The sequence below is a fragment of the Streptomyces sp. NBC_00829 genome, assembly GCF_045161795.1.
Classification (GTDB): Bacteria; Actinomycetota; Actinomycetes; order Streptomycetales; family Streptomycetaceae; genus Streptomyces.
This window is the reverse complement of sequence record NZ_CP108867.1, coordinates 953,715-974,963: the sequence shown is the minus strand read 5'-3', so window position 1 is coordinate 974,963 and position 21,249 is coordinate 953,715. Positions and strand designations below refer to the sequence as shown.

General features: G+C 68.4%; 20 protein-coding genes, 1 tRNA gene and 1 pseudogene. 14 read left to right on the top strand and 8 right to left on the bottom strand.

Going from position 1 to position 21,249, the window contains the following annotated elements:
• Positions 1-95 precede the first annotated feature (95 nt).
• Both OG293_RS04075 and OG293_RS04070 read left to right on the top strand, forming a co-directional pair.
• Positions 96-1,154: an IS110 family transposase gene (locus OG293_RS04075; protein ID WP_405997378.1), complete on the top strand. Its 1,059-nt coding sequence runs from the start codon at positions 96-98 to the stop codon at positions 1,152-1,154.
• Positions 1,155-1,325 (top strand): annotated as a pseudogene (locus tag OG293_RS04070) (transposase); the annotation flags it as partial. It abuts the gene before it with no gap.
• A 113-nt stretch (positions 1,326-1,438) separates the two neighbouring features.
• Here the strand turns inward: OG293_RS04070 and OG293_RS04065 are convergent.
• From OG293_RS04065 to OG293_RS04050, 4 genes are all read right to left on the bottom strand, one after another.
• Entirely contained in the window at positions 1,439-2,476 is a 1,038-nt protein-coding gene (locus OG293_RS04065; protein WP_405997377.1) for a trypsin-like serine peptidase, read from the bottom strand.
• Between the two features lie 411 nt (positions 2,477-2,887).
• Positions 2,888-3,061, bottom strand: coding sequence for a hypothetical protein (locus OG293_RS04060; protein WP_405997376.1), 174 nt, complete (start codon positions 3,059-3,061; stop codon positions 2,888-2,890).
• Positions 3,062-3,200: 139 nt separating this feature from the next.
• The gene (locus OG293_RS04055; protein WP_405997375.1) at positions 3,201-4,388 is read right to left on the bottom strand and encodes a serine hydrolase domain-containing protein; all 1,188 of its coding nucleotides are present in this window, start codon (positions 4,386-4,388) and stop codon (positions 3,201-3,203) included.
• On the bottom strand, positions 4,385-5,623 hold the full coding sequence (locus tag OG293_RS04050) for a serine hydrolase domain-containing protein (RefSeq protein ID WP_406003493.1): 1,239 nt from the start codon (positions 5,621-5,623) through the stop codon (positions 4,385-4,387). Before OG293_RS04050 ends, OG293_RS04055 begins: the two co-directional genes overlap by 4 nt.
• A gap of 372 nt (positions 5,624-5,995) precedes the next feature.
• Here OG293_RS04050 and OG293_RS04045 point away from each other — a divergent pair, with 372 nt between their 5' ends.
• Positions 5,996-6,247 (top strand): hypothetical protein, encoded by a 252-nt coding sequence (locus OG293_RS04045; RefSeq protein ID WP_405997374.1) that lies wholly within the window; start codon positions 5,996-5,998, stop codon positions 6,245-6,247.
• Between the two features lie 119 nt (positions 6,248-6,366).
• On the opposite strand, the gene OG293_RS04040 is transcribed toward OG293_RS04045, so the two are convergent.
• The 3 genes from OG293_RS04040 to OG293_RS04030 all read right to left on the bottom strand — a co-directional run bounded on the left by OG293_RS04040 (position 6,367) and on the right by OG293_RS04030 (position 8,131).
• Positions 6,367-6,528: a hypothetical protein gene (locus OG293_RS04040; RefSeq protein ID WP_405997373.1), complete on the bottom strand. Its 162-nt coding sequence runs from the start codon at positions 6,526-6,528 to the stop codon at positions 6,367-6,369.
• Between the two features lie 610 nt (positions 6,529-7,138).
• Positions 7,139-7,531 carry a hypothetical protein gene (locus tag OG293_RS04035; protein WP_405997372.1) on the bottom strand — a complete coding sequence of 131 codons (393 nt, stop codon included), beginning with the start codon at positions 7,529-7,531 and terminating at the stop codon, positions 7,139-7,141.
• Positions 7,532-7,588: 57 nt separating this feature from the next.
• Positions 7,589-8,131, bottom strand: a complete 543-nt coding sequence (locus tag OG293_RS04030; protein WP_405997371.1) for a hypothetical protein — start codon at positions 8,129-8,131, stop codon at positions 7,589-7,591.
• A gap of 1,354 nt (positions 8,132-9,485) precedes the next feature.
• On the opposite strand from OG293_RS04030, the gene OG293_RS04025 reads away from it, so the two are divergent.
• The 6 genes from OG293_RS04025 to OG293_RS04000 all read left to right on the top strand — a co-directional run bounded on the left by OG293_RS04025 (position 9,486) and on the right by OG293_RS04000 (position 14,719).
• Positions 9,486-10,373 (top strand): hypothetical protein, encoded by an 888-nt coding sequence (locus tag OG293_RS04025; protein WP_405997370.1) that lies wholly within the window; start codon positions 9,486-9,488, stop codon positions 10,371-10,373.
• Between the two features lie 512 nt (positions 10,374-10,885).
• On the top strand, positions 10,886-12,736 hold the full coding sequence (locus OG293_RS04020; protein WP_405997369.1) for an ATP-binding protein: 1,851 nt from the start codon (positions 10,886-10,888) through the stop codon (positions 12,734-12,736).
• Positions 12,737-12,743: 7 nt separating this feature from the next.
• Positions 12,744-13,178, top strand: a complete 435-nt coding sequence (locus tag OG293_RS04015) for a roadblock/LC7 domain-containing protein (RefSeq protein ID WP_405997368.1) — start codon at positions 12,744-12,746, stop codon at positions 13,176-13,178.
• A 2-nt stretch (positions 13,179-13,180) separates the two neighbouring features.
• Entirely contained in the window at positions 13,181-13,552 is a 372-nt protein-coding gene (locus OG293_RS04010) for a DUF742 domain-containing protein (RefSeq protein ID WP_405997367.1), read from the top strand.
• Positions 13,530-14,147 carry a GTP-binding protein gene (locus tag OG293_RS04005; protein ID WP_405997366.1) on the top strand — a complete coding sequence of 206 codons (618 nt, stop codon included), beginning with the start codon at positions 13,530-13,532 and terminating at the stop codon, positions 14,145-14,147. The genes OG293_RS04010 and OG293_RS04005 overlap by 23 nt, the downstream gene beginning before the upstream one ends.
• On the top strand, positions 14,144-14,719 hold the full coding sequence (locus OG293_RS04000; RefSeq protein ID WP_405997365.1) for a GAF domain-containing protein: 576 nt from the start codon (positions 14,144-14,146) through the stop codon (positions 14,717-14,719). The genes OG293_RS04005 and OG293_RS04000 overlap by 4 nt, the downstream gene beginning before the upstream one ends.
• 350 nt (positions 14,720-15,069) lie before the next feature.
• On the opposite strand, the gene OG293_RS03995 is transcribed toward OG293_RS04000, so the two are convergent.
• Positions 15,070-16,266 carry an acyl-CoA dehydrogenase family protein gene (locus OG293_RS03995; protein WP_405997364.1) on the bottom strand — a complete coding sequence of 399 codons (1,197 nt, stop codon included), beginning with the start codon at positions 16,264-16,266 and terminating at the stop codon, positions 15,070-15,072.
• Positions 16,267-16,943: 677 nt separating this feature from the next.
• Here OG293_RS03995 and OG293_RS03990 point away from each other — a divergent pair.
• The 5 genes from OG293_RS03990 (at position 16,944) to OG293_RS03970 (ending at position 21,177) form a co-directional block, all read left to right on the top strand.
• Positions 16,944-17,312 (top strand): MmcQ/YjbR family DNA-binding protein, encoded by a 369-nt coding sequence (locus OG293_RS03990; RefSeq protein WP_405997363.1) that lies wholly within the window; start codon positions 16,944-16,946, stop codon positions 17,310-17,312.
• Between the two features lie 534 nt (positions 17,313-17,846).
• Positions 17,847-17,920, top strand: a tRNA-Pro gene (locus OG293_RS03985).
• A gap of 453 nt (positions 17,921-18,373) precedes the next feature.
• Positions 18,374-18,619, top strand: a complete 246-nt coding sequence (locus OG293_RS03980; RefSeq protein WP_405997362.1) for a hypothetical protein — start codon at positions 18,374-18,376, stop codon at positions 18,617-18,619.
• A 393-nt stretch (positions 18,620-19,012) separates the two neighbouring features.
• Entirely contained in the window at positions 19,013-19,612 is a 600-nt protein-coding gene (locus OG293_RS03975) for a MarR family winged helix-turn-helix transcriptional regulator (protein WP_405997361.1), read from the top strand.
• Positions 19,613-19,812: 200 nt separating this feature from the next.
• Positions 19,813-21,177, top strand: a complete 1,365-nt coding sequence (locus OG293_RS03970) for a pyridoxal phosphate-dependent decarboxylase family protein (RefSeq protein ID WP_405997360.1) — start codon at positions 19,813-19,815, stop codon at positions 21,175-21,177.
• Positions 21,178-21,249 lie beyond the last annotated feature (72 nt).

Sequence of the window (21,249 nt, the reverse complement as noted above, 5' to 3'; positions counted from 1 at the left end):
GCCTGCTGAGCCGTCAACTCGCAATAGGTCTGTCCCCTGGCCAGGGCCCTCGCATCTGTCCCGTCATCCGCGACAGCAGACAAGAGGACAACTCGATGGTGACAGTGGGGATCGACCCGCACAAGCACGTCCACGTCGCAGTGGCCGTCGATGCTGACGGCAGGCGGCTGACCAGGCCGTTGACCGTCAAGTACGACGCGAACCTGATCGGCGTCCTGCTCAAGTGGATCCGCACGATCGCCGACGGCACCCCCGTCACCTGGGCCATCGAGGACGGCCGTGGCTTCGCCCGCCGCCTGGCCGACGGCCTGCTGCTGACCGGCCACGAGGTGGTCTGGGTCCCCACCCGGCTGATGGCCGCCCACCGCAAACTGCACGCCGCCACCGGCTCGAAGTCCGACCCCGTCGACGCTGCCGCGGTCGCCCACGCCGCTATCGCCACACCCGGCCTTGACCGTCACCGCATCGATGACCGCGTGCGCGAGCTGCGCGTTCTGGTCGACTCACGGGCCGACCTCGTCCGACGCCGCACCATGGTGATCCACCAGATCAAGGCATACACGCACCTCTGGCTCGACCACACCCCGGGCGACCTCACCCGCCGGCCTGGCATGACCTTGCTGACGGCGCTGGTGGACACCACGGACATGAGCTGGCACGTCCGCCGGGTGCTGATCGAGATGATCACGGAGAGAGACGGGCTGAACAAACGTGTCCGGGGACTCGAAACCACGATCCGGGAATTGGTCACCCCGCTGGCACCCGCGCTCCTGGAGATAACAGGGATCAGCCACGTCTCCGCAGCGGTCCTCCTTGCCGAGATCGGTGACATCACCCGTTTCACCAGCTCAGCAAAGCTCGCCCGCTACACCGGGACCGCACCGATCCCGGTCTACTCCTCCGACAAGGAACGCTACCGACTGCACCGAGGCGGCAACCGGCGGCTCAACAGCGTGCTCTACACGACGTCCATCGTCCAGCAGCGATTCCATGCGGGCGCGCGAGCACTCCTGGCCCGCCACGAGCCGACCAAGGGAGCCCGCGGAGCCCGACGCATCCTCAAACGCCATCTGATCGATGTCATCCACCGCGCCATGATTCAAGATCGAGCTACCTGGCAGCACCACATCACCCAACACCAGCTCGCCGCTTGACATAGAAGCGTCAACGGCCTGCTCCGCCAGTACTTCCCCAAAGGCACCGACCTGTCCGTCCACACCCGCCAGCACCTCGACGCCGTCGCCGCCGAACTCAACGGCCGCCCACGCAAAACGCTCGGCTGGGACACCCCAGCCGAGCGCCTGCATAAACTGCTCGCGGCCTGATCAAACCGACCACGTGTTGCAACGATCCCTAGAATCCGCCACCTCCTGGACCGAGAGCTCGACGCCATGCGGGCCTCGGGCCGGTCGACGACGACCGGTTCGCCCCACCGGGCCTATGCGTCGGCGTGCTTCTTGCTCATGGTGTTGAAGAGGGCCTTCGCCTCGGGGCCGAGGTGCGGTCCCGCCAGCCATCGCGCCCCCTTGAAGTGGCCATAGCAGCTATTCGACACCAGCACGGGATTGCCGTCCGCGCCCTCCATGAACCAGCCGCCGCCCGACGCACCCTTCGTCATCGTGCAGCCGATGCGGTACAGCGTCGGCTGGCCGGCCTTCATGGTCAGGCGCGTTGGCCGGTCCTCACATGAGAGCATCGTGACGCCGTTGAACGGCTTGGCATCGGGGTATCCCGGCACGGCCACCTTCCCGATGCCCTTCATCCGAGGAGCGTCGAAGTCGATGGGCACCGCCGAACCGACCGTCTCCTCAAGGGACTTGGATCCCTCGGCGCCCGTCACATGCACAATGGCGAAGTCGTAGGGCATGCCATCGCCCGACTCCCCGGTGCTCCCCTCGGAGATCCACTGGGAGGATGTCGAGACATCGTCTGCCTTCCAGCTTCCGAACGGCAGGAGGTCCTCCGGCGCCGCGTCCTTGATGCGGCTGACCGGAAGTCCGTTGTCGTTGAACGCGGGCAAGAACATTATGTTGGGGCGCCAGGTTCCTCCCTTGCCCTCGTGGACGCAATGCCCCGCCGTCCAGACGAGGTTCGACTTGCCCGGGTGCGCCGGATCCTTCACCACTGTGGCGGTGCAACCCTCGGTCTCCCCCTTGGGAAGGTCGCTGAACAGCCTGCCCACGGCGCCACCGAACTTGCTGCCGCTGTAGGGCGTGGCGACCGGTTTGGCCTCTACGGTCTGAGGTGTGGGGTCCGTGACGCCCTGATCGCCGAAGCCCTTCTTGCCGGCCGGAACCTGCTCCGCCTTGCTGCCCGAAGTCGGTGCGTTCACACCGGATTTGTTCTGGCAGGCCGTCGCGGTCGCCGCGAGGGCGAGCGAGAGGGCGCAGGCGGCGAGACCCGATCCGAGCCGACGGGCTCCCCACCCTGCGTGCCCGTGATTCCGACGCGGCGGCTGTGCGTTGAGGGCTGACATGAAGCCTCCTGTGTATGGGGACGTGCTGTGCGTATCGACGGCAGCGGTCAACTACCTTCTATGCCTTGAATCACGCACACAGCAGCACGCTGGTTCCATGGGTTCACAGAATTTTTCCTGTGAACTCAGTTTTCACCATTCATCTGGTCTCCGGGTGAAGGGAGGGGCGCGGTCATGGCGAGCTGGCCGGCTCATCGGATCCACCTGCTGTTCTGCGTGTTGCGCAGGCAGTCGAGGCGCTGGTGGCACCGCGCGCCGAGGCCCGCGTTCCTGGCGACGCGGTGGGAAACACTGGACACAGATACGCCCCGGACCGGTCAAGGTCCGGGGCGTCTGGCGGACCGGCCCCCGTTGCGGGTCGGACAGCGGTGTCGGCGGCTGATGATCCCGCGGGATCCGGGTCGGGTCGGCTCAGGTGTCCAGGTACTCGTGTACCAGTCGCACGGCCGTGGCTCCCTCCCTCACCGCGGAGGTGACGCGCTTGATCGAGCGCTTGCGTACGTCTCCCGCGGACCGCTTGTGTGCGTCTCCCGCGGACGGAGTGGTGGAAGGCGCGCTGCCACCGATCTGGTGTTCTCGGTGCACGTCAGCCTCTGCCGGTCGAGCAGAAGGCGCTGGACTGCCCACAGCCACTCAAGGTTGCCATCAGCGCATCGCCACCCGATCGTCCGAACCCGGGACCATCCCCGCGAGTGCGGGGACCACCTGAGTTCCTGAACTACATTTAGCCGCGTTCCGGTCCACCGCTGCGTTCGGCCGTGAGCGCGTGTGTGGCCAGGGTGTTGGCCGCGGCGTCGGTCGCCTCGTCGCCGGGGCCGGTCCATACCAGGGTGAAGCCGCGCCGCCCGTCGGGGGTGGTCGCGGCACGGGTGTGGAAGCCGAAGGTGTCACCGTGGTGACCCCAGTACCCGCCGTCCGGGGAGGGCGTCCACATCAGGCCAAGGCCGTATCGGGAGCCCGGCCATGCTTCCGCGACGTCTCCGGCTGTCGGCACGGTCCGGTGCATCTCGGCCTGTTCGGCCGGGCGCAGCAGATCGCCGCGCTGCAACGCAGCGAAGAAGCTGTTCACATCGGCGAGTGTGCCGACCAGCGCACCGCCCGCACCGCCGAGCGTCTGGTTGCAGACGGTGACATCGACCAGGCGCGGCTCGTCGGGGAAGGGGCGGTAGCCGCTTGGGTGCGGGCCGTGGATCAGCGGGTCGGTACCGGGAGCGGTCGTGCCACGCAGGCCATGGGGCCGGATGATGCGCCGGGTGACGTGCTGTTCCCAGCTTTCGCCGGTCACCTTCTCGATGATCAAACTGATCACCTGGTAGCCGGTGGTGGAGTAGTTGAACGCGGTGCCGGGTGGGAAGTCCGGCGGATGACGCAGCGCGATGGCGATGAGTTCCGCCGCGGAATACGTCCGGAACCGGTTCGTACGGAACGCCTCCGCCGTACGCAGCTGAGGCACTCCGGCCGCGTCCGCGGGGTAGTCGTACAGTCCGCTGGTGTGCTGGAGGAGGTGGCGGATGGTGATGGCGCGGCCGTCGTTGCCGTTGCCGGTGATGAGGCCGGGCAGCCAGCGCTCGACGGTGTCGTCCAGGGAGAGCAGTCCCTCGCCCACCAGTTGCAGCGCCACTGTCGCGGTGAACGCCTTGGTCGTACTGCCGATCCGCATCTGCGACTGCCAGGGCACTGGCAGGGCGGTGCCCAGCACGGCCGTTCCGGCTCGGGCGGTGTGGGTGCCGTGCGGGGTCGTGACGCGCGCGAGCACCCCCACGGGACCGGTAGCGGCTACCGCGTCCACATCTGCCTGGAGCCCACCATCCGCCGGGCAACTGTCCGCCGCGGCGGAGGTGGTGACCGGGAGAGCGCTGGAGACAGCGGTGAGGCCGAAGGCGGTGACGACGGTCCGTCTGCTGAGGTTCACGACAGCCCTCGGCACAGTGCGTTGTCCACCAGGGGATGCAGCGCGTCGTCTTCCATCGGGATCTTCAAGTGATCACCGTTTCCGCTGGTGGAGACCACGATGCCGCGCTTTCCGTCCGGGGTGATCCCGCCACGGGTGGAGGCGCCGAGGGTGTCCCCCCAGTGCGTCCAGTAGCCACCTCCACAGCTGAGGTCGAACCACATCAGGCCGAGGCCGTAGCGCATCCCCCACCGCGTGAACTCGGGTACCGGGACGGTCTTCATCATCTCGGCGAGCTCGGCTCGCTTCAGCAGCTTGCCGCCGATCAGCGCTGTGTGGAACCGGCCCAGATCCTCCGTGGTGCTCACCATGGAGCCCTCGGCGTCCGCGTCCTTCATATTGAGCACCGTGGTGTCGAACCACGGCTCACCCTCGGCGAATTGGTAGTACGTGTGCGGGTGCGGTAGCGGCAGATAGGGGCGGTGACCAGGGACGAAGGTACCGGTCAGCTCCAGCGGGACGATGATGCGCGAAGTGACCTCGTGATCCCAGGAGCGTCCCGTCACTGCTTCGATGACCAGTCCGGCCAGCGTGTAGTTGGTGTTGGAGTACTCCCACCGGGCGCCGGGGACGCTGCTGGGCGGGTGCCGCATGGCCAGCTTCACCACGTACCGGGGGTCGTGCGCGTCGTAGCGGTGCTTCTCGAACTGCTCCGCGTTCTCCCAGCCCGGCAGGTCGGAGACGGTAGGGAGTCCGCTGGTGTGCTGGAGGAGGTGGCGGATGGTGATGGCGCGGCCGTCGTTGCCGTTGCCGGTGACCAGGCCGGGCAGCCAGCGCTCGACGGTGTCGTCCAGGGAGAGCAGTCCCTCGCCCACCAGTTGCAGCGCCACTGTCGCGGTGAACGCCTTGGTCGCACTGCCGACCCGGATCGAGGAGTGCCACGCCACCGGCCGGTCAGTGCCCAGCTCCGCCACTCCGGCACGGGCCCGTGCGCGTCTGTCCCCGTCCCGTAGATCCGCCAGAACCCCGACCGCCCCCGCCCGGTGCACCGCCTCGGTGTCCCGCCGCAGGTAGGAGGGTGTGTCTGCCTCGGGTGCGGCGGGTGCGGTACCTGTCTCGGGTGCGGCGTAGGTGCCGGATGCGGCGGGCGCTGCGGAGGACTCCGTCGCGCTCGGCCCGGCCACCACAAGCAACGCCGCCGCAGCCGTCGAAGCGACGCGGGCGGCGTGCCGCCTGCGGGGTTTCCTCCGTACCATCACCCGATCTCCGATCAGCCAGGGGACGAGCCATCGCGCGGGTGTCCCGCGCGATGAGGCACTCGGCCGAGAAAGCCTTTCCCGTCGGCCTCAGCCCGGCAATCGGTCTGTACGGGTGGTTACGCCAGGTGAACAAGCTCGCCATACACGTCGTGAATGCGCTGCGGCAGCAGCTCAGCCACACCTGGCCAACACCCGGCCTATGCCGTGCACTGCATCCGTGCACTGCATCCGTGCACTGCATCCGTGCACGGCATCCGTCAGAGCCGCGCCGGGTGGCTGGCCGGGGTGTCGGTGGTGGCCCTTGGCATTGCGCGGGTGCGTCGCTTCACATAGTGCGTTACGGGCCGTTCGACGCCGAAGTGGAGTGCGGTGGCGCAGGTCGGGTTTGAACGCGCGGATGTGGGCTACGAGCCGGCCGACGGCCTCGTCGAGCGGCGCTTCGACGAGACGGGGCTCCTCGTGTGCGGACTCCGGATTGCGCGCGTCGGCGTAGCCGAGCAGCTGTGGAGTACCGGCCCCCAGGAAGGCGAGGGCGTCGGCGAGTTCGGGCTTGCGGTCGGCTTGCCGAAGGCGCCTGGCGTCTTCGGACTCCAACAGGGTTGTCACGTTCCGTACGAGTGAGGCGCGGCCGGGTTGCTGCTCCCCGCACCCGCGGGGATGGTCCCACCTGCGCCTGGTCCTCATCGCCGCACACTGATCGCCACGGGCGGTGGGACGGGCGGCCACACGCGTCCCGCAGTTCACAGACCATCCTCGGCCGGCCGCTGGTGCCCACACGGCACCGGGACACCGTTCTTGTCGAAGACCTCGGCATCGTTACCCGAGTTCACCCACACCGTGATGCCTTGCTCATGCACGACCACGTTGAACGGCGACTCCTCCGGCTCCTTCCCGGTCACCACGGTGAACTCCTCACCAGGACACATCCAGTGATCCGTTCCCACGGCTCAACCCACAGGCAGAGCAGGCTGCTGGTCTCGTTGCTCACGCTCGTCTTGGACAGGCTCGCACCCTAACCAGCAACTTGATCGCCCGGACAAGTCTTAGCCGCTGAGTCCACGACCGGCTCACTTGCCCAATCGCAACGACGAAACGGAAATCGACTCGCGTATCGCCCTGGTGAAACCACAGGTGGGCTGGTTACCCGGACCGTCGTCACCTATCCGTCCGGGGTCGTCGGGGCTGTGGCGGGTGATGGACCGCAGCCATGGCTACGGCCAGGCCGCAGACGGCCCCGGGCGAGGGGCGTTGGCAGGTGAGCGCGCTTGCGGTAGGGGGCCAACGCCGTCGATTGCCGTGCCAGCAAGGTGGCTCACATGGGGCGTTGCCGCCCTCGTTCGGCCTGGCTTGCCTCGTGGAGGGCGCGCCGTCTGGCGTCGGCCTCATCGCGGAAGATGTCGTGACGTGAGGGACCGGGAAGTTCCGGCCCTTCACGCTCATTGCCTGTCCCTTGACGAGTGCCACCCGTCACGGTGGAACCTGCTCGCAGGACCTTCTGTGCCGGCGTGTGGGTCAGAGGAGGCCGACCGACACGACTCCTCCTGCCGCGGCCACCGTGAAGGCGAGCCCCCGGTGCCATCCGGTGGCGTTGTTCATCTGGCCCCGGGAGGCCAGCACCATGACGGAGTTGGCAGCAAAAGCAGGGATCAGGACGCCGAAGAAGGCGAACGTCCCTACCGCCGACAGCGTCAGCTCCACCCGGGTGCCTGCAGTCGCGGCCGCCATGGCGACGGCCGCGACCGCGTACAGCACCGCGGACACACGCGTCACGTCGTCCCGGCTCTGCGGAGCGCGCCCGCGCTTCTTGAAATGGATCCAGTGACGCCGTTCGGTGCCGACGCGGGCGAGAACCATGACGGCCACCTCGACCGCCAAGGCCACCACGGCAATCTGCTCGACGGTCATTGCATCAGCCTCACTTCTTGCAGGCGCTGGATATGGCGCTGATTCCGATGAAGGCCTTCACTGCCTCGCGCTCGGCCGAGCCGACCCTCTTGCCGTTGACGAAACGCCAGATGATGCTGGCGGTCTTCTTCGCCCCGTACCTCTGAACAGCGCCACAGCCCGGACGACCTTGATACTGGACCCGGCAGGCGCGAAGGAGATCAGGACGGCCGCGATGGCCGCGCTGCACTTGACGATGAACTTGGTCTTGTCCCACCATCCGAACGCGACTCGCGGCGCCTTCTCCGCCGTACTCCCGGCAAGCAGCACGAGAGCGGAAGCACGCGCTTCCTCATTGGCCAGAACAGGCAGAAGCGCCGCCTGGGCCGCGCCGTCGTCGGGGAAAGCCGCCTGCGCCGTCTGCTGCGCGGTGGGCTTGTCGGGCAGTGCCGCCAGGCGGTCGTGCAGGCCTGCCGGATCAACTTCGCGGTTGAGCGCCGCATCGAACGCGGCGGCGAACTGCTCCTCGGTCAGGCCGAGTTTGGCTATACCCTGCGCGATTGCCTTGGCACTCTGCTGCTCCTCCGGCGAGAAATCGGCATCTCCGTTGACACTCAGCACAGTACTGGCGGCGGGCTGCGACGACGCCGGCTGAGGTGTCGCCTGAGCGCCGGCGGCGGTGATGAACAGGGGAGCCAGCCGCGACGATCACGGCGCTGGTGCCAGTGAACGCGCTTCGAGGCGTGGTTGCACCTCTGGTCATGTGTGTAACTCCACGTATGGCAATGGTCGGACGCCGGTTCCCCCAACCCTGCATGTGTGCAGGGCCGTTGGCGTCCTCAGTGGTCATCGACCATGTGATCACCGGCCGACACCAAGTCTCGTGTCGGAGGCCACACTTCCGGCTCAGATCTTACTCAAATCTAGAAATAGCCGCAGAAGCAAACGCCATTGAGGGTTGTTCAACCTGAATTCGCTGGTCATGGGGCTGGCGTGGGCGAGGGCTGGGGTCCTCGTGCCGGTCCTGGGTGTGATCGGTAGCAGGTGATCACCGTCAACGCTGGATCTTGGCGGCGGTCAGCACGAGGAGGGCCCGTAGGAGCGTGGTCGCGTGGCGGGCGTTCATGCGGACCTCGGTGAGAATGCGGTGAAGTCACGGGAAGCGACAGCAGCCTGGTCGCCCGGCCCCGCAGCTCACGCGGGATCCCGTGCCGCTCGGAGCCGAAGACGAGCGGCGCGTCATCGGGGACGGCGACGGGTTGTTTCTGTTTTTTGCTGCCGTTCGGACAGAGCGCCCCCAGCAGCTGTGCTGGGGGCGCTCGTATTGCAACCTTCAGGCTCACGGCGCAGTGCCACTGCGGTCAGGACCAGGTCACGGGTGCTGCTATGGACAACGCTGCCCGTGCAGTACGTCAATTTGCCTCCCAGTTCCCGGCCTTTGTAGAAGAAGGTGCCCACCAACGGCAGCCCGCCGAAATGCTCTCCCTGTTTGACACCTGACGAGGACGCAGCGCGCTTGGACCGGGCGGAGGCCCTTCGGGGCCCTTCGCCCCGTTGAGCGTCGACCGGCACGGCCTCGGCCATCCTTTCGGCCGTCCAGTACTCCTCCTCCTCGCTCAGGGACGAACTCGCTGCGGTATCGGGCTCCTGGTCCAGCCGAGCTGGCGCAGCCGACGGCGTGGGGGAGGGTTCGGCAGGAGGCGCTGACGATGTCGCCGCGGTGGACGGCGGCGGCGTGGGGGTGGGGGAATCGGGGGCCGGTGGCGAAGCCGATGCTGCGGACGTGGCTGGCGTGGGGGCGGGGGTCGCTGCGGCGGCAGGACCGGTGCCCAGTGCACCGGCGCACAGGACGAGCGCGAGCGCAGGCAACCAACAGGAGCGCAATGAACTGTCCTCTAGTAACGGGGGACCCGCCCCTCCAACTGGACAATAATCACACACCAGTTCGATGATAGAGCGGATGTAGAGGGCTATCATGGGCATTTCGCGTGCAGTCGTCGCCACCGTGCTCTCCCTCGGGTGCACAGTGGGCACGGCCGGTCCGGCGGCCGCAGACGGGACGCTTCCCTACGCCCCAGGGAAAGTCCTCCCCGTCAGACCCGGCGACATCCTCACCGCGACCCTGCCCGACGGGAAGCTGCCCGACGGGCTGCGGCACAACAGAGATGTCGTCACCTCGCTGGCCTTCCTCACCGACGGCGTCCTGCGGATACATGCCCCGCTCCTGACCGCGACCGTCGCCATCAAATGCGACGCGAAGCCCGGCGTTCAGAAGGTGGAGATCCTGCCCCCGGCCGGGGCACGGGACAGTAATCACGGCCCGCTGTTCACCCAGGTGCGGGTGGAGAAAGCCGACGCCGCGACCGCGAGTACCTGCCGCAGCAAGCTGAAGAACCTGCCGCCCGACTCGAAGGAAGAACAGTGGCCCAAGGAGACCGATTGGCCCGCGACCGACTGGGACGTAAGGGTCTTCCCGGCCGGCAGCAAGGTCGAGGCCCACAGCACCCTCCATTCCTTCGACGGGCCCCTCGTCTCCCCGGCCTTTGCCGACCGGCCCGTCATGCATGAGCGCAAATCCGAGGAGTGGGCAACCGTGACCATCAAATGCGACGCCAAACCCGGCCTCTACCCCGTCTACGAGCAGGACGAGGACGCGCCTGACACAAAGCAGGAAGTCTGGGCGCGCTACCGCGTCGCCCCCGCCGACGAATCGACCCGCCGCTCCTGCACGGCCGGAAAACCGGCCCTCGCGGGCGCGAACTCCAGTACGAAGCTGGTGACATGGACCGCAGCCAGCGGCGCGACCCTCGCCGCAGTCGCCGGCGCGCTGCTCATCATCCGGCGCAGGCGATCCCGCGCCTGACTCTGGAGCCCCCGCCACCGGCATCGCCTTGCATTGCGAACGCGGCTACAGATCCAACCGATTCGTGGCGGTGTCCCGGTTGTCGATGGTCTCGGCGACCTCAGCCAGCCAGTAACGAGGAGTGCGGTCGCGCCGTGCGGTGACACGGCTCCGCCACCGCTCGCGGACGGCTTCTTCTCCGTTGATCCAACGTGCGCCTGATGAGGGGCCTCATGCAGGGGCAGTCCGGCCATGAAGTGGGCGATGTCGGTGTAGTTGGCGCGGTCCCCGCGGCCTTCGCGCGTCAACAGGGGGCGGACGTCTTTTTCGCGCTGCCGTGCGAACCCTCATACCAGAGCGGGACGAATGACGGGCAAGTTTGTCAACTGCCCGTCGCACCTGCGCGCTTGGCGACTACCGTGTGTGCCCGGTGATCAACGGTGGGCTCATATTGCGTATCCGGAGTCTCCCGATGAGCCGAACCGACCAACTGCACCACGCCGAACCTGGGGCCCCACGTACCAAGGACGCTGATGTCTCAACTACGCGCACCCGCCGCGCGGCCGGACCGCCGTGAGGGCGGGCGCCACGGCCGGCCAGGCGCCCGCTCTCTGCCGTCAGCGGGAAGGTCACAGACCACGCCGTCGTCACCCGAAGCCCGTATACGCCCTCAACTTCTGCGCACCGCGGTGCTGCCGGCGGTCGCCGCCGCCCTCAGCGGAACCACAGCGGTGCTCTTCACGATCCGCGCCGTCGCGCCCCGGCCGACCGCCGAGCTGTGGGCCGTGCTCACGGGATCAGCAGTGATCTCCATCGCCGCCGTCGCGGCGGCGGCGATGGGCGCGGACCGCGCGGCACGGGCGGTGGCCGACCGCTGTGCGGCCCTGCGCCGCTCCACCGCGCGAGGACAGGCCGACCTGCGCACCGTCGTCGAACAGCTCCGCCGGGGTGAGGGACCGCCCGCCCGGCGCGCCCCGCTCCCCCCGACATCGGGCGGCGACGAATTCGACCTGCTCACCCAGGAACTGGGACGTTCGCACGACGCGGCGGTCGCGGCGGTGGTGCAGGCCTCCCGCCTCTCCAGCAGCGTCGGCAATGAACAGAAGGTCGAAGTCTTCGTCAACCTGGCCCGGCGTCTGCAGTCGCTGGTCCATCGCGAGATCCAACTGCTCGACGAGCTGGAGAACGAGGTGGAGGACCCCGAGCTGCTCAAGGGGCTCTTCCATGTCGACCACCTCGCCACCCGCATCCGCAGGCACGCGGAGAACCTCGCCGTCCTTGGTGGAGCCATCTCCCGGCGGCAGTGGTCCAACCCGGTCACCATGACCGAGGTGCTGCGCTCGGCCATCGCCGAGGTGGAGCAGTACCCCAGGGTCAAGCTGGTGCCGCCGATCGACGGCACACTGCGAGGCCACGCCGTCGCCGACGTGATCCATCTCCTCGCCGAACTCGTCGAGAACGCCACGTTGTTCTCCGCTCCGCACACTCAGGTGCTGATGCGTGCCCAGCTCGTCACGGCCGGACTCGCCGTCGAGGTCGAGGACCGGGGGCTCGGCATGCCCACGGGCGAGCAGAACAAGATGAACGCGCTGCTCGCCGACCCCGATCAGGTCAATGTCGCCCATCTCCTCCAGGACGGACGGATCGGGCTGTTCGTCGTCTCGGCGCTGGCCCGCAGACACGGCATCGCCGTCCGGCTCCAGGCCAACATCTACGGCGGCGTCCAGGCCATCCTCGTACTGCCGCAAGGGCTCCTCGGCTCCGAGCCCGACGGGCTGGAGCAGCCCGTCACCGCCGCGGCGGCCGGCACGTCGGGCAGCCCGGCCGGGCAGACGACCGCCACCCGGGCGACCGCGACCAGGGCCCCGATTCCTCAGCAGCCGCACTCCCCGCCGCAGCTTCCGCACCAGCAGCAGCGGCACCCGCAGCGGGAGCCGGCGCACGCCACGCTCACCGGAGGCCCCCTGCCCGTACGGGGCGAGCATGCGGACCGGCCCAACCCGGCCGCGGCCGTTCCGGGCGTCAGCCGTGCGAGCGGCCACCACACCGGCGCCGGCCACTCCGGTGGGCACCACCCCGGCCCCGACCACGCGGCATCCGCGGGGCATCCGGCCGACGAGGCGCCGCGCCCGGCCGCGGGAGCGCCCTCCGAACAGGTGGTGCGCGGCACCATGGGCCGGCCCCAACTGCCCAAACGACGCAGTCAGGAACACCTCGTCCCGCAACTGCGCGACGCCCCGTCACCGCGCAAGGACGACCACGCCCTCCACGACCCCGGTCTGATGGCGGCTTTCCAGCGCGGAATCGGACTGGCCGAGTCCCAGTCCCGCGCGGACGCCCCACCACCGGGGCCAGGGCGCCACGACAACACTTCCAAGGAGTAGATGCACCATGGCGAGCGATGTGCCGAACGGCCATGCCTCGGACCTCGACTGGCTGCTCAGCGGCTTGGTCCAGCGGGTGCCCTACACCCGGAACGCGGTACTGCTCTCCTCCGACGGGCTGGTGAAATCCGTACACGGCCTGGACCCCGACAGCGCCGACCACATGGCAGCCCTCGCCTCCGGCCTGTACTCCCTCGGCCGCAGCGCCGGAGCACGCTTCGGTGACGGGGGAGAGGTGCGCCAGGTCGTGGTCGAGCTCGACTCCACCCTTCTCTTCGTCTCCACCGCGGGCTCCGGCACCTGTCTGGCGGTCCTCGCCGGGCGCGAGGCGGACGCCGCGGTCCTGGGCTACGAGATGGCGATGCTGGTCAAGAGCGTACGGCCCTATCTGGCAACGCCGGCCAGACAATCGGCGGGGGCTCCGAGCGTCGCGGGGCAATGAAAATGCCGGCCCCCAAGGAAGGGCCACTGCTCGACGACGCGGCCGGCCGCCTCATCCGTCCCTACACGGTGAGCGGCGGCCGCACCCGTCCGACGGCCGCACTCGATCTGCTCTCTCTGGTGATGGCCACCGGGACCGTACCGCAGACGCACTTGGGGCCCGAGCATGCGCTCGCCCTCGGGCTCTGCGACGGGCCGACCTCGGTGGCCGAGATCTCGGCGCACCTCAGGCTGCCCGCGGTCGTCACCAAGGTGCTCCTGTCCGATCTCGTGGACTGCGGCGCCGTCACCGCGCGGGCGCCCCGCAGCCACCACACACCCACCGACCGTTCTTTGCTGGAGGCGGTGCTCGATGGCCTACGACGACGTCTGTGATCCGGACGAGCTCTTCCCCACCGCACTGAAGATCCTGGTCGCGGGCGGATTCGGGGTGGGCAAGACGACCTTCGTGGGGGCCGTCAGCGAGATCGAACCCCTGAGCACGGAAGAGCTGCTGACACAGGTCAGTGCGGCGACCGACAGTCTGGAGGGCATCGAGTCCAAGACCACCACGACGGTCGCCATGGACTTCGGCCGGATCACGCTGGACGCGAGTCATGTGCTCTATCTCTTCGGCACACCCGGCCAGGAGCGCTTCTGGTTCATGTGGGACGAGCTCTCCGAAGGAGCGCTCGGCGCCGTCATTCTGGCCGACACCCGCCGTCTCGAGGACTCCTTCTCCGCCGTGGACTTCTTCGAGCGGCGCGGGATCGGATTCGTCGTCGCCGTCAATGAGTTCGACGGCGCCTACCGGTATGAACCGGAAGAGGTACGGGCCGCGATCGACCTCAAGCCGGAGGTGCCCGTCGTGCTGTGCGACGCACGGATCGCCAGCTCGGGGATAGGGGCCCTGGTCACCCTCGTCCAGCATCTGATCACCACCACCGCGGTCCCCGCCGCCCCGGCACCGAGCTACGGAGCACCGACATGACATACGACCCGACCGGTCATCTGCTGCTGACCCCCGTCGACCGCGAGGCGCCCGTGCGGGTGCGGCGGCTGCGCCAGCTCGGTTTCGGCGACCGGCCGGACCCCGCCTTCGACGAATTCGCGCGGAAGCTCGCCGAGGTGACCGGGGCGCCGTACTCCATGGTCAACTTCATCGACGAGCGGCGGCAGTTCTTCGCCGGGCTGCACACCCCCGCCGGTATGCACACCGGCGCCGATCTGAACGCGGCGGCCGCGTCGGTCGAGGGCGGGGTCAGCCGGTTCATGGCGCGCGACCACGGCTACTGCCCGCATGTGGTCGTCCGGCGCAAGGCGCTGGTGCTGGAGGACGTCTGCGACTATCCGAGGTTCGCGGGGAACCCGGTCGTCGACGAGATCGGCATCCGCTCCTATCTCGGTGCGCCGCTCATCGACCGTACGGGAATCGCGCTCGGCACGATCTGCGTCGTGGACACCGAGCCGAGGCCCTGGGGCAGGGCGGGCCTGGAGACCATCAAATCCCTGGCCGCGGAGCTGATCGAGCAGATCCACCGCCGCGAGGACGGCGGCATCTAAGGGCTGTCCCGTCATCCCCGGCGGGTCAGCGCACGGCGTCAGATGCGGTGCATCGCAAGGCGGAGGTCGTTCTCATACTGGGCGTGTTCGGGTGAGCCCGACAACGCGGCGAGTGCCGTAGCCGGCGTCGGGCGCGCGGTGGGGATGACGGGACAGCCCTTGGGTCTCTCGTTGCCGGATTTTCCCGAGTCGGAGTGGATTGTCCCGAGTCGGAGATGTCCTCGGTCGCCGGTCGGGCCGGATTCGGTTCTGTCCGGCGACCGAGGCGGCGGGCCAGGGGCTGCGGACGGTCGGCCTGCGCGCCGGACCGCCCGGCGCGCAGGAAACGCCGGCCGGGTCCGCGCCCCCGCTCAGATCGCCGGTTCGAGCCTGAGCGTGTCCGACAGCCGCTGCGACCACTGCCCCTTCGCCTCCCCCAGCGCCACCTCGGCCAGTCGCAGCAACTGGATGTCGGAGGTGCCCGCGGGTGCGACCAGGTGCAGCGCGTCGCGCAGGTACCGCTCGATGGGGCGGTCGGTGAAGAGCCCGGACGCGGCGTGGACCTCCATGGCGCTGCGCGCGGTGTCGATCGCCGACTCGACATTGACCAGCTTGGCGTTCATCAGCTCCGCGTCGCACGGCAGTCCCCGGTCGAGCAGATGCACGGCGTGGTAGGCGGTGAGGCGCGCGCTCATCAGCAGGGACTGCATCTTTCCCAGCTTGAGCTTGACGGACTGCAGATCGTGCAGCGGCTTGCCGTAGCGCTGTCGTTGGGAGCAGAAGCGCGTGGTCTCCTCCAGGATCGCCTGATGGATGCCGAGTGAGACGGCAGTGAGGTTGGCGCGTCCGTACAGCACACTGGAGGAGTAGGCGACGGCCAGCCCGTCGCCCTCGTCGCCGAGCCGGTTCGGCGCGGGCACACGGCAGTTGTCGAAGCGCAGTTCGCCGAAACCGAAGCCGTGGAGCCCCATGGTGGGCCGCTGCTCGCCGATGCTGATACCCGGCCGGTCGGACTCCACCAGGAAGGCCGTCAGCCCCTTGGATCCCGGTCCTGTCCGCGCGACCACTCCGTGCAGATCCCCGATGTGGCTGTTGCCGACAAACACCTTTCGGCCATTGAGGATGTAGTCGTCGCCGTCCCGTTCGGCGCTGGCGCTCATGCCCAGTACGTGGCCGCCCGACCCGGGTTCGGTGACCGCTATGGTCGGCAGACAGTCGCCGGCGGCAATGGAGGGGAGCCAGGTCTTCTTCTGCTCGTCGCTGCCGAAGTGGACGATCTTGGCGACGCCCAGCTGAGAGGCCTGCAGCATTGCGCCCATCGCCCCGCTGACCCTGGACAGTTCCTCGATGATGATCGTCTTGGCGAGGTGGCCGGCTCCCATGCCACCGTGGTCCTTGCTGATCGTGGCTCCGAGCCAGCCCTGTCGGGCGACGAGCCGGGAAAGGTCCCGGTGGACCGAGCGGGTGGCCTCCATGGTCGGGATCCGCGGACGTATCTCCGTCTCCGCGAATGCGCGGACCTGGTCACGTAACTGATGATGCAGTCGACTTGCGAAATATCCGTCCATCGCGAGTCCTCCTCTGCGAAACGCCTGCCCGGTCGGTTGTTCGAGCAGATAGTGCATCGGCGGTGGTCCCGTCCCGAACAGGCCGACCACAACATGGTGTTGACCGTTCTTGGGTGACACAAGATCGATGCCGACTCTGGCCGAGACGCAGACCGTTGACGTTTGATTGCGCCTGTGGTCTGTGAGATAGAAAGTCCCTCCCGTTCTGCCGTACGGCATTCCCCGTCTGTCTCCTTCTGCCACATGCCAAGGGCAAAGGTTTCGTGGGTATATGGCACTGAAGGACAAGAGGGGACGTAGGACGGGCGCGGAGGTGACATCCGGGGAGCACCGGAAGAACCGATACGGCGCAGACCCAGCCCGAAACGAACGCATGCCGCCGGACGCGCAGGGCTCGGATGCGGGCGGTGCAGGCGCGCGGGAGCGGCGCCCGGCGTGTGGCCATGCAAGGGGTGGCAGGGGCGCCCGCTCCGGCGTGCCCATCCCCTGAGCGCTGCCCTCATTTGCGCCTGCGCGCGGCGCCGTGTTTCCCGCACCCCTACCCATCCCTGGTCACGGGCGGGTCCCATGGGTCGGAAGCGCTCGTTGTGATGCGCTGTGGGCGACGGCGACGACGGGCCGCTGGCGGCGACGGCGACGACGGCGCGAGTGTCAGTGCCGCGTCGTACGGTCTTCGTATGGCTACTGCCGACGACGTACGCAGACTCGCGCTCTCCCTGCCCGGTGCGACGGAGAAGCTCGCCTGGGGGATGCCCACCTTCCGCGTGGGGATCGGCGGGAAGATCTTCGCCTCGCTGGGCGACGACGACCAGGTGATAGGTGTGAAGTGCCCCAAGGAGGACCGGGATGAGCTGATCGCCGCCGAGCCGGAGAAGTTCTTCATCCGCGCGGGACACGACGACAACTACGCCTGGCTGCGGGTACGCCTGGCGGAGCTGGAGGACGAGGAGGAGCTGTACGCGATCCTGCTCGACTCCTGGCGTCAGGCGGCCCCGCGCAGACTCCAGGACCAGCACCCCGACGTGGCACGCCCGCCTGCGGGTTGAGCGGCCGGGGCCTGCCGTTCGGATCTCGCCGGACTCGCCCCGGGCGGCGCGGTCCTGGCGTGCGGGACGGTGCGGGCGGCGCGGTTCTGGCGCGTGGTTCGGCCACCGGCGCGTGCCCAGGCGACCGGAGGTGGTCCGCCGGGTCCCGCCCGGTGGACCTGGTTACGCGGGGGCGCCGTCGAGGAAGTCTGTGATGCGCTCCCGCAGGCCCTTCGGATCCGGCCGGTACGCTGCCAGGCGCTCGTCGAGACGGCCGTAGCGCCGAAGCCCTCCCGGCCGACACCCAGCCCCAGGCCCCGGAGCGGGATCCCGGATCCCCACGTTGATCACCGATCCGGGTGCCGTTGGCGGCCCGGTCGAAGCCGTCCCTGCTGATCTCGGCCAGGACGAGGGCGAGGCCAGTGTGCTCTGAGCGGTCGCGGACGTCGTCGGGCCGTGGCCGGGCGCGAACAAGTGGTTCGTGACCACCGGCGGAAGTGCGGTATTGTTCTCATGCGCGTTCAGCCGGGGGGAAACCCCAGGTCAGACGGGCACCGGGACGTGGCGCAGCTTGGTAGCGCACTTGACTGGGGGTCAAGGGGTCGCAGGTTCAAATCCTGTCGTCCCGACTGGGAGTTCGCTCCGTAGTCGCAGATCAGGGTCCTGCTTCACTGAGGTGAGGCAGGGCCCTTGACTATTTCTGCAGGTGGATGGGTCACCTTGCGCTTCCGCAGCCGCCGCGCACACCTGGGCGGCTCGGCCCCTCCGTCCGGTCACGCCGTCCAGCGCTCGTGTTCGGGCGGGCGAATCATGGGCGAGAATATCCTGCTTCTTTCCCTTTGAGTCGTCGCCCCCATCAAGCACGGAATGATCCGTCGCGCACATCAAGCGCACCCGCATGGATGAGTAAGGTCACTCCGGTTTGCGGGAATCAGCGCGGGCGTCGATGGTGGATTTCGTAGGTGAACTATCAGATCCGACGGTCGGGAGAAGAAATGTCTGAGACCGCGAACGGCCCCGCATGTACATGTGAGAGTGGAGACTTCACCGCCACGGCTTCGCGGTACGAAGGTAAACGACAGGTGACTGTCAAAGGCACCTGTATCTGCCCGAAGCCGGGCTTCCAGCTCAGCCTGGAACTTGCATCCCCGGGCACCGTCGCGACCCCTGATGTCCTGACGCTGAACCTGGTTGAGCGCGCGCCCGGTGGGACCACCATCGAGGTCGAGACGAAAACCGAAGTCGAAGAGAAATTCCAGATCCAGGACAAGGTCGAGCGGGTCGAGATCCGTAATCTGAACATCACCGTACCGATCACGGAGGCATGAGACTCCCCGTATTTCCTGCACGCGATGCACGGCGAATGTGAAAGATGAATTCAATCGCCGCCGTTTCTCCGTTGTGATTGAACGGGGAAGGCTGGGCATCAGCGGCTGGTGTCCGATCGGTGCACGTTCACGTCCTGCGGTCCCGAACGGCCGCGGCGCGCGTCGAAGGCCGCTTTCTCAGAGATGAGTGAGCGGCCTTTTCCGCCTGGATCCCTCCGACCGCACGCCGGGCACATGCGTCGCGCTGGAAGATCGGCACGCCGCCGACCCGGGGTTTGCCCTGGCTGCGGGGTGCCCGGCGTGGCCGGGGCGGCCTGGTATGGGCTTAGATTTGGCGGCAAGCGAACCAGCGCCGGCCCTGCGAGCGCCCGGCCCGCGACCGAGGGGGAGCCCGTGACCGGCCACCGTTCCATTGTCGACACCGAGACGGCTGTCCAGGCGAAGCTCGGTACGTTCCGGCTCCAGCGGGAGCAGATGGCGGCGGTCGCCAACATTCACCGGGCCGCCGCTGCCGTCAGGCAGCATCTGGAGAATTCGGTGCTGCGCCCCTCGGAACTGACCTGGACCGGCTTCGTGGTGCTCTGGGTGCTGTGGATCTGGGGCGAGACGGAGACGCGCCATGTGGCGGAGGAGGCGGGCATCACCAAGGGCACGCTCACCGGTGTCGCCAGGACCCTGGAGTCGCGGGGGCTGGTGGCGCGCTCGGTCCACCCCGAGGACGGCCGGCGGGTGCTGCTGGTGCTGACTCCCGAGGGCGAGGCGCTCATGGAGGAGCTTTTCCCGGCGTTCAACACCGAGGAGGCGTTCGTGGTCTCGCGTCTCAGTACGGAGGAGTGTGTGCAGCTCGCGGACGGGCTCCGGGCGATCCTCGCCCAGCTGGAGGAGCGCGGGGAGGAGCGGCGGCAGGAACTGCTCGCGGAGTCGGGGCCGCTGCCCCGACGGTCGGGCCGCCGGCCCCGGCCTGACTCCGCGGGCCTGACTCCGCGGGCCTGACTCCGCGGGCCTGGATTCTCGCATCGGCTCCGGATTCGGCCTCTGTGGCTCGTATGGATCCAAACTGCGGGCCGCCCGTCCCGTCCGGGGCGGGAGGGGTATTGACCCCTCGTGTACGGATGGTTAGCTTATTTGGAGCCAAACGAGATAAGGTTCGGGGCCGCTGTTGATGCCCCGGCCAAATCTGGCTGAGGAGACCCATGGATCTGCGTTACTGGCTCGAAGAGGCCGTGGCATCGAACGAGGCATGGTCGAGCGGCTTCGGCCGCCTCCGGGAGCATCCGTCGCTGAAAGTCGACGACGCGCGCTTCGCCGCCGCGTTCGCCACGTTCTCCGAGCGGCTGAAGGACAACTACCCCTTCTTCCATCCGCGTTACGCGGGGCAGATGCTCAAGCCGCCGCACCCGGCCGCGGTCGTCGGATATCTGGCCACGATGCTGATCAACCCCAACAATCATGCGCTGGACGGCGGACCGGCCACCGCCGAGATGGAGCGCGAGGCGGTTCAGCAGCTCGCCACCATGTTCGGTTACGACACCCACCTCGGGCACCTCACCACCAGCGGGACGGTCGCCAACCTCGAAGCGCTCTTCGTGGCCCGGGAGCTCCATCCCGGCAAGGGCGTCGCCTACAGCACCGAAGCCCACTACACGCACGGCCGGATGTGCGGGGTCCTCGGTGTGGAGGGCCACGCGGTTCCGGTGGACGACCGCGGCCGGATGGACCTCGACGCGCTGGAGGAGCTGCTGCGCACCGGCCGGGTGGGCACCGTCGTACTCACCGCGGGCACGACCGCGCTCGGCGCCGTCGAACCCGTCGACGAAGCACTGGCGCTGCGCGAGCGCTACGGGGTACGCATTCATGTCGACGCCGCGTACGGCGGGTTCTTCACCCTGCTCGCCGGTGCGGAAGGCCCCGCGGGGCTGCCGGCCGCTCCGTGGCGAGCCATCGGCCAGTGCGACTCGATCGTCGTCGACCCGCACAAGCACGGGCTCCAGCCCTACGGCTGCGGAGCGGTCCTGTTCCGTGATCCCTCGGTCGGGCGCTTCTATCTGCACGACTCGCCCTACACCTACTTCACGTCCGATGATCTGCACCTCGGCGAGATCAGCCTGGAATGCTCACGGGCCGGCGCGGCCGCGGCGGCGCTGTGGCTCACCTTCCAGCTGCTGCCGCCCACCCCGGACGGGCTCGGGCAGGCGCTCGCCGCCGGGCGCAGGGCGGCACTGCGGTGGGCCGACCTGATCGAGAAGTCGGAACACCTGGAGCTGTACCAGCCCCCCGAGCTGGACATCGTCGGCTACTTCGCCCTGACCGAACCCCTCACGCTGTCCCGGGTGGACGCGGCGAGCGCGCGGATCCTTCAGGCCGGTATGACGGACCCGGTCGACCCCGTTTTCCTGAGCACGCTGCGGGTCGGCGCCGGACGGCTGACCGCCCGGCACCCGAAGCTCACCGCCGACGCCGACGGCGCCCGCATCCTGCGCAGTGTGCTGATGAAGCCCGAATCCGAGTCGTACGTCGACCATCTTCATGCCCGGGTGGAAGAGCTCGCCCGCGCCTGATCACCTTCATCTGGAGGCCGCCGCCTCCCCGTGGCTTTGAACGGTCGACGCGGGCGCCTGCGCGGGCTCAGG

Excerpts from the sequence above, each read along its gene's own strand:
- OG293_RS03995 (WP_405997364.1), bottom strand. The coding sequence starts at position 16,266 with ATGGACGGATATTTCGCAAGTCGACTGCATCATCAGTTACGTGACCAG.
- OG293_RS04075 (WP_405997378.1), top strand. The coding sequence starts at position 96 with ATGGTGACAGTGGGGATCGACCCGCACAAGCACGTCCACGTCGCAGTG.
- OG293_RS04035 (WP_405997372.1), bottom strand. The coding sequence starts at position 7,531 with ATGACCGTCGAGCAGATTGCCGTGGTGGCCTTGGCGGTCGAGGTGGCC.
- OG293_RS03990 (WP_405997363.1), top strand. The coding sequence starts at position 16,944 with ATGGCTACTGCCGACGACGTACGCAGACTCGCGCTCTCCCTGCCCGGT.
- OG293_RS04005 (WP_405997366.1), top strand. The coding sequence starts at position 13,530 with ATGGCCTACGACGACGTCTGTGATCCGGACGAGCTCTTCCCCACCGCA.
- OG293_RS04020 (WP_405997369.1), top strand. The coding sequence starts at position 10,886 with ATGTCTCAACTACGCGCACCCGCCGCGCGGCCGGACCGCCGTGAGGGC.
- OG293_RS04000 (WP_405997365.1), top strand. The coding sequence starts at position 14,144 with ATGACATACGACCCGACCGGTCATCTGCTGCTGACCCCCGTCGACCGC.
- OG293_RS04010 (WP_405997367.1), top strand. The coding sequence starts at position 13,181 with ATGCCGGCCCCCAAGGAAGGGCCACTGCTCGACGACGCGGCCGGCCGC.
- OG293_RS04050 (WP_406003493.1), bottom strand. The coding sequence starts at position 5,623 with ATGGTACGGAGGAAACCCCGCAGGCGGCACGCCGCCCGCGTCGCTTCG.
- OG293_RS04065 (WP_405997377.1), bottom strand. The coding sequence starts at position 2,476 with ATGTCAGCCCTCAACGCACAGCCGCCGCGTCGGAATCACGGGCACGCA.
- OG293_RS04025 (WP_405997370.1), top strand. The coding sequence starts at position 9,486 with ATGGGCATTTCGCGTGCAGTCGTCGCCACCGTGCTCTCCCTCGGGTGC.
- OG293_RS04015 (WP_405997368.1), top strand. The coding sequence starts at position 12,744 with ATGGCGAGCGATGTGCCGAACGGCCATGCCTCGGACCTCGACTGGCTG.
- OG293_RS03970 (WP_405997360.1), top strand. The coding sequence starts at position 19,813 with ATGGATCTGCGTTACTGGCTCGAAGAGGCCGTGGCATCGAACGAGGCA.